This is a genomic window from Nocardia sp. NPDC047648 (assembly GCF_040642815.1).
Classification (GTDB): Bacteria; Actinomycetota; Actinomycetes; order Mycobacteriales; family Mycobacteriaceae; genus Nocardia; species Nocardia gamkensis.
Window position 1 is genome coordinate 220660 of the sequence record NZ_JBEYSX010000014.1, and the last position, 6417, is coordinate 227076.

Here is a 6417-nt window from a genome sequence, read left to right on the forward strand (position 1 = left end):
GGCGAACTGCGAGGATAGCGGGGTGTCCGGTCCCGAATCCTTCTCCTTCACCGTCGGTACGCGCCTGGAAGGGCGGCACGGCCGGTCCGGTGTGATCGCCACGCCGCACGGGTCGATCGCCACGCCCGCGTTCATCCCGGTGGGCACCAAGGCGACGGTCAAGGCGGTGCTGCCGGAGACCATGCGGGAACTCGGCGCCCAGGCGCTGCTGGCCAACGCCTACCACCTCTACCTGCAACCGGGCGCCGACATCGTGGACGAGGCGGGCGGGCTCGGCGCGTTCATGAACTGGCCGGGACCGACCTTCACCGACAGCGGCGGGTTCCAGGTGATGTCACTGGGCGTCGGCTTCAAGAAGGTGCTGGCGATGGAGGCGGTCGACGTGCGCAGCGACGACGTGATCGCACCCGGCAAGGAGCGGCTGGCCACCGTGGACGACGACGGGGTCACCTTCCGCTCCCACCTCGACGGCTCCGCGCATCGGTTCACCCCCGAGGTGTCGATGGGCATCCAGCACCAGCTCGGCGCCGACATCATGTTCGCTTTCGACGAACTCACCACGCTGCTCAACACCCGTGCCTACCAGGAGCGATCGGTACAGCGCACGCACGAGTGGGCGCAGCGCTGCATCGACGAGCACGAACGGCTGACCACCGCGCGCACGCACCGTCCGTACCAGGCGCTGTTCGCCGTCATCCAAGGCGCGCAGTACGAGGACCTGCGCCGGAAGGCATGTCGAGGGCTGGAATCGATTCGCGGAAGCGCGGGAACGGGATTCGACGGTTACGGCATCGGCGGCGCGCTGGAGAAGCACAACCTGGGCGCCACCGTCGGTTGGTGCTGCGACGAGCTGCCCGAGGACAAGCCGCGTCACATGCTCGGCATCAGCGAACCGGAGGACATCTTCACCGCGATCGAGAACGGCGCGGACACCTTCGACTGCGTGAATCCGTCCCGGGTCGCCCGCAACGCCGCGATCTACGTCGACACCGGCCGTTTCAACATCAACACCAGCCGCTTCCGTCGCGACTTCACCCCGATCGACGAGAACTGCGACTGCTACACCTGCGCCAACTACACGCGCGCCTACATCCATCACCTGTTCAAGGCCAAGGAGATGCTCGCCTCCACGCTGTGCACCATTCACAACGAACGGTTCACGGTCCGCCTGGTCGACCGCATCCGGCACAGCATCGAGGGTGGCTACTTCGATGAGCACAAGGCCGAGACATTAGGGCGTTGGGGGAGGGGAAAGGCTTTCCGGGAACACGACGGCGCGGGTCCGCAAGGGTGATCGTGAGCTCGACGGAGCCGCGATCGTCTCTTGCGGCGCCCGCGCCGCAGGGTGGTGGGGGAACTTGTCAGGTGCGCAGTGGATCCACTTCGGTCGGCGCGTAGCTGGGTTCGTGCTTCTTGAGCAACGCGATCACCCGGTAGGTGATCGGGAGCACGATCACCTCGCAGAGGGTCTTCCAGAGGAAGCCGATGATCACGTAGTTGAGGAACTGCTGCCAGGTATCGATGCCGATGGCGCCCGCGGCGATCGAGCAGAAGATCAGCGTGTCGGCGAACTCGCCGACGATGGTCGATCCGATGAGCCTGGCCCACAGGTACTTTTCCTTCGTCCGCTCCTTGATCAGCACCAGCGTCGCGGAGTTCAGCAGCTGGCCGACGAAGTACCCGGCCAGGCCCGCGATGACGAGCCGGGGCGTCGTCCCGAGGACGGTGCGGAACGCCTCTTGGTTGTCGTAGAAGCTCGCGGCGGGCAGCCGGATCGCGATGGCGAAGCACACGACCGTCAGCAGCAGGGCGGCGAAGCCGTAGTAGATGGCCCGGCGGGTGGCGCGGAAGCCGTACACCTCGCTCAGTACGTCGCCGAGGATGTAGGCCAGCGGGAACAGGAAGAAGGCGCCATCGGTGGCGATCGGGAGGATTTGTAGCGGCCCGAGCGACACCGATCGATCGCCGAGGAACTCCACCCCCTTGGTGGCGCAGATGTTGGAAATGATCAGGGTGGCAGTGAACAGGGCCACGATCGGTGCGTAGTACCCCCGCGCGACCTGGGCAAATGCCGCATGGTCCGCGGGGCGCCCAGGCCCGCCGTGCTCTTGCGTGGTTTTCGACTCACTCACCCGCATCATCCAACCAGGTTGTGGAATACGCTGTAGCAATGACGAATCCCGGCGATTCCGACGAGTGGTGGAAGCAGTACGGCGGCCAAGGCGTGTCGCCGGAGTCCGGTGGGCAGAGTTCGGTCCCGCAGTACCCGAGTCCTGAGCAGCAGCCGTCGGGTTACCCGTCGGCGCCGCAGTACCCGGTACAACCGCCCTCGCAGCCGATGACGCCGCCCCCGCAGCCGCAGTATCCGTCCTACCAGCAGCCCGTGCAGCCGTACGGTCAGCCGAACTACGGCTACCAGACGCCCTACCAGCCCTACGGAGTCCCGGCGCAGGGCACCAACGGCATGGCGATCGGCGCGCTGATCTCGTCGCTGGTCGGATTCGTCACCTGTGGGCTCGGCTCGATCGTCGGCATCATCCTCGGGGTGATCGCGCTGAATCAGGTCAAGCAGAGCGGTCAAGAAGGACGCGGCATGGCGCTGGCGGGCATCTGGATCGGTGTCGGCGCGATCGTGCTCGGCATCCTGTGGTTCGTCGTCGTGATCATCGCGGGGGCGACCAGCACCTAGCGGCACGGCCGGGAAAGCGACAGGGGCGCACCCGAATCGGGTGCGCCCCTGTTGCTTTCGATATCGCTGTGGCGGATCAGGCCTTGACGACCTGGGTGCCGCCGGCGAACTTGTCGTGCCAGCCCTGCTTGTTCGGGTCCTGCGAGATGGTGACCATGATGTAGATCGCCAGACCCAGCGAGACCAGGCCGCCGACGCACGGAATGATGTTCGCGGCGACGAACGCGTTGCGCTTCAGCGAGGTGACCGGGTCGATCTTGGCGGCGCCGCCCGGGGCGAGCACCTTCAGGCCGAGGATCTTCTTGCCGAGCGTGGTGCCCTGCGAGGTCTCCATGCCGACGAAGTAGCCGAGCTGGACCAGGGTCCACACCAGGCCGAGCCCGATGGTCAGGCCCACCGAGTTGTTGACCAGGATGTACAGGATGAAGTACGGGATCATCAGAATGATCGCGTCGATGACGCGGGCGCCGATGCGCGTGCCGAGGTCCCCCGGCTGACCGCCGTAGGCGTTGAACCCGGGCTGTTGCGGGTACTGACCGTAGGGATCCTGGCCGTACTGGGGCTGCTGCTGCCCGTATTGCGGCTGCTGCCCGTACTGGGGCTGCTGCTGGCCGTATTGCGGCTGCTGCCCGTACTGAGGCTGCTGCTGCTGGCCGTACTGGGGCTGCTGCCCGTACTGGTCGCCCCCCTGCGGGTACGGCTGCCCGTACGGCTGCCCGCCCTGAGGATACTGGTTGGGGTCGTACCCACCGCTTGTCATAGTTGTTTGTCCTCGTCGATTGATCAGTAGTTGGACGATGCGTACGTTACGGACATGGGCTGCTTCGCAACAACCCATGGACGTCGAGTATCCACGGTTCGCGGGGCAGCCGCCGGGTGTCGAAACACGCGAGTAGCTCGGACGACGAGGTCGCGGTCGAGCCGAGCGAAGCGGCCAGTGCCGAGACTACTTCCTCCGGCGTGTTGCCGAGCGCCAATCGTTCGCGGAGTGTCACCGCCCCATCCCGTTTCGCCAGTCGCCGCCCCTGCGTATTGAGCACCAGTGGCACGTGGGCGTAGCTCGGCACCGGCAGGCCGAGCAGCATGGCGAGGTAGGCCTGGCGCGGGGTCGACGGCAACAGGTCGTCGCCGCGCACCACCTGGTCGACGCCTTGTGCCGCGTCGTCCACCACGACGGCGAGGTTGTAGGCCGGGACGCCGTCGCCGCGCCGCAGCACCACGTCGTCCACCGGGCCTCGATAGCGACCGTGCAGCTCGTCCCGCACTTCGAACTCGGTCACCGTGGCACGCAGCCGCAGCGCGGCCGGACGACCCTCGGTGCGCAGTCGGTCCCGTTCCGAGTCGCTCAGCGTGCGGCACGTACCGGGGTAGGCGCCCATCGGCCCGTGCGGCGCTGTCGCGGCTTTCTGGATTTCCCTTCGGGTGCAGAAGCATTCGTAGGTGAGACCGGCGGCGGCGAGGCGTTCGATGGCCGCCTCGTACCACGGCAACCGTTCGGACTGGCGTACCACGGGTCCGTCCCAGTCCACGCCGATCGCCGTGAGGTCGTCCAGTTGCCGCTGCTCCGCACCGGGACGCACCCGGTCCAGATCGTCGATCCGCAGCAGGAAGCGGCGGCCGGTGGACCGAGCGAACGCCCAGGCCAGCAGTGCGGTGCGGAGATTGCCCAGATGCAGGTCCCCGGACGGGCTCGGCGCATACCGGCCCGCGCCCGGCTCGGCCACGGGACCGGCGGTAGACGATGAGGTGCGCACGTCGGCCATGGTAGGAGTGGCGCGCTCAACCGCGCAGACGCGGCCGCAGGTCGGCGTCCGCCGGTTCGTCGCCTGCCTCCAGCGTGGCGAGCAGTGCCTCGGCGTGGGCGATCAATCCGGCGAGGTCGATATCGTAGGGCGCTCGCCCGCTCTCCGGTTGGTATGCCGTCAACCGCGACACAGCGCGGGCGAGCAGTGTACGCGCCCCCTTCGGATTACCGCGCTGTATGTGGGTCAGCCCGACAGCGAACTGCGCGAGCGCTTGCCACAGCATCCGCTCGGCGAACGGTCCGTTCTTCCATGCGGCCTCTAAAACCTCGTGTGCGTTGAATGCAAGTCCGTCGTCCAGCAGTTGCTGGGCGAAGGTCAAGGTTTGCTGGGGTGGAAGATCGAGATCGTCCGGAATTCGGGCAACTCCGGTGCTCCCGGGAGGCAGCGGCCGCCCGAGACGGTCGCGCGGACGGGCATTACGGGCGCGACCTGCGTCGTCACGAGCGCGTTCGACCATAGGTTCCATCATGCACGGCCGCGGGGGCCGCGTCGACGCGCCCCGTGGGCGAGCGTGAATTGTGCTCCGATAACAGAGCAATCACATCCGTTAAAAACATTGTGGTACGCCAGTGTTCAGAATGAATGAGGGAGGCTGGCAATGCTCCCGCAACTTCCTCTCTTCGCAAACGTGTGTGGTTGCGATGATTGAATAGGCAAGAGCCGGGCAAACTTTCGAAGGACCTGCTAGTGTTACCGCGCGGGGACAGGCCCCGCGCGAGGTTAATTTCCTCTCGAACTCGATGTGCGATATCGACGCACCGGGAAAGTGCGCTCCGGCACGGGGTGCACCACGGGATTCGGCTTTCCAGTCGGGTACCGATGCTAGCTGGAACGATGTCAGGAGAAATCTCGCTCTCGACGCAGCAAAGGAGCTAGTGCCGTGGAGGTTGATTGGACGGGCGCTGTGTGGCGCAAGAGCACATACAGCGGTCCGGATGGGAACTGCGTGGAAGTCGCTTTTCTCGTCGACGGCAATGTCGCGGTTCGTGACACCAAGGACAGTGGACGTGGCCCGGTCTTGGCGTTTGCGCCGGGCGAGTGGGATGCATTCCTAATGGGGTTCTCGACGGGAGAGTTCCGGCGCGGCTGAACCGCTCCGGAATGGCCTGAACAAGGCAAAGCGGGCCCCGGGTCGTGTGGACTCGGGGCCTTCGCGGTTTACGGGCGGGCCGGATGCGGCGCGAATCCTCAGTGCGCGGAACCGTTTCCGTCGCCGTTCGCTCGTTGCTGAACCTTGCGCAGCACGGTGAGCTGCCTGCGTTCCTCTTCGTGCTCGATCTCGAAGTGCCGCACGCTCTCCGCGCGCGGATCCGCGCGCAGGAAGCTGCCGGTGCCCGGCTTGCCCGCCGCGCCCAGCTTGCTCATCTTCTTCGGCACCGGTGCGCCCTGGTACTCCAGCGGAATCGGGTGGCCGTGCGCGTCGACGGGGCCGAGCGGTTGATGCACCTCGATGTATTCGCCGTGCGGCAAGCGCTTGACCACTCCGGTCTCCACCCCGTGCTCGAGCACCGCGCGGTCACTGCGCTGCAAGCCGAGGCAGATGCGGTAGGCCAGCAGGTAGGCGAGCGGAGGCAGGAGCAGGATCCCGATGCGGCCCGCCCATGTCGTCGCGTTCAGGGAGATCTGGAACTTGTAGGCGATGATGTCGTTGACGCACGACAGCGTCAGAACGACGTAGAACGCGATCGCCATCGCGCCGATCGCCGTGCGAACGGGCACGTCACGGGGGCGTTGCAGCAGGTTGTGGTGGGCGCTCCTATCGCCGGTGAGCCGCTTCTCGATCCAGGGATAGGCGATCAGCACGGTGAACACCAAGCCCATGAGCAATGCGACCCAGAACACCGCGGGCACGGTGTAGCGGCCCAGATACAGCTCCCACGGCGGCATCAACCGGGCCATGCCGTCGGTCCACATCATGTAGAA

7 protein-coding genes and 1 pseudogene are annotated in these 6417 nt (G+C 66.3%); 3 read left to right on the forward strand and 5 right to left on the reverse strand.

Annotated elements, in window-relative coordinates; translation table 11 throughout:
• Nucleotides 1-22: 22 nt before the first annotated feature.
• The gene (gene tgt / locus ABZ803_RS27080) at nt 23-1294 is read left to right on the forward strand and encodes a tRNA guanosine(34) transglycosylase Tgt (protein ID WP_040864472.1); all 1272 of its coding nucleotides are present in this window, start codon (nt 23-25) and stop codon (nt 1292-1294) included.
• A gap of 67 nt (nt 1295-1361) precedes the next feature.
• Here tgt and ABZ803_RS27085 read toward each other — a convergent pair whose 3' ends face one another.
• On the reverse strand, nt 1362-2141 hold the full coding sequence (locus ABZ803_RS27085) for a queuosine precursor transporter (protein ID WP_357043438.1): 780 nt from the start codon (nt 2139-2141) through the stop codon (nt 1362-1364).
• 29 nt (nt 2142-2170) lie between these two features.
• Between ABZ803_RS27085 and ABZ803_RS27090 the strand changes: the two genes are divergently transcribed.
• Nucleotides 2171-2689, forward strand: coding sequence for a DUF4190 domain-containing protein (locus tag ABZ803_RS27090; protein ID WP_040864386.1), 519 nt, complete (start codon nt 2171-2173; stop codon nt 2687-2689).
• Nucleotides 2690-2765: 76 nt separating this feature from the next.
• Here ABZ803_RS27090 and ABZ803_RS27095 read toward each other — a convergent pair whose 3' ends face one another.
• From ABZ803_RS27095 to ABZ803_RS27105, 3 genes are read right to left on the reverse strand one after another with little or no spacing between them, the layout of a single operon-like run.
• Nucleotides 2766-3449 carry an RDD family protein gene (locus tag ABZ803_RS27095; protein ID WP_357043440.1) on the reverse strand — a complete coding sequence of 228 codons (684 nt, stop codon included), beginning with the start codon at nt 3447-3449 and terminating at the stop codon, nt 2766-2768.
• 46 nt (nt 3450-3495) lie between these two features.
• Nucleotides 3496-4452, reverse strand: coding sequence for a tRNA glutamyl-Q(34) synthetase GluQRS (gene gluQRS, locus ABZ803_RS27100; protein ID WP_357043442.1), 957 nt, complete (start codon nt 4450-4452; stop codon nt 3496-3498).
• 16 nt (nt 4453-4468) lie between these two features.
• A complete protein-coding gene (locus ABZ803_RS27105; RefSeq protein WP_357043444.1) occupies nt 4469-4951 on the reverse strand; it encodes a DUF309 domain-containing protein in 483 nt (160 codons plus the stop codon).
• Between the two features lie 423 nt (nt 4952-5374).
• On the opposite strand from ABZ803_RS27105, the gene ABZ803_RS27110 reads away from it, so the two are divergent.
• Nucleotides 5375-5584 (forward strand): DUF397 domain-containing protein, encoded by a 210-nt coding sequence (locus ABZ803_RS27110; protein WP_083863186.1) that lies wholly within the window; start codon nt 5375-5377, stop codon nt 5582-5584.
• 98 nt (nt 5585-5682) lie between these two features.
• On the opposite strand, the pseudogene ABZ803_RS27115 reads toward ABZ803_RS27110, so the two are convergent.
• Nucleotides 5683-6417: pseudogene (locus ABZ803_RS27115) on the reverse strand (cytochrome b); the annotation flags it as partial.

What these genes read in the sequence shown, in the direction of transcription:
- gluQRS (WP_357043442.1), bottom strand. Translation starts at nt 4,452, where the DNA reads ATGGCCGACGTGCGCACCTCATCGTCTACCGCCGGTCCCGTGGCCGAG.
- ABZ803_RS27090 (WP_040864386.1), top strand. Translation starts at nt 2,171, where the DNA reads ATGACGAATCCCGGCGATTCCGACGAGTGGTGGAAGCAGTACGGCGGC.
- ABZ803_RS27085 (WP_357043438.1), bottom strand. Translation starts at nt 2,141, where the DNA reads ATGATGCGGGTGAGTGAGTCGAAAACCACGCAAGAGCACGGCGGGCCT.
- ABZ803_RS27105 (WP_357043444.1), bottom strand. Translation starts at nt 4,951, where the DNA reads ATGGTCGAACGCGCTCGTGACGACGCAGGTCGCGCCCGTAATGCCCGT.
- ABZ803_RS27095 (WP_357043440.1), bottom strand. Translation starts at nt 3,449, where the DNA reads ATGACAAGCGGTGGGTACGACCCCAACCAGTATCCTCAGGGCGGGCAG.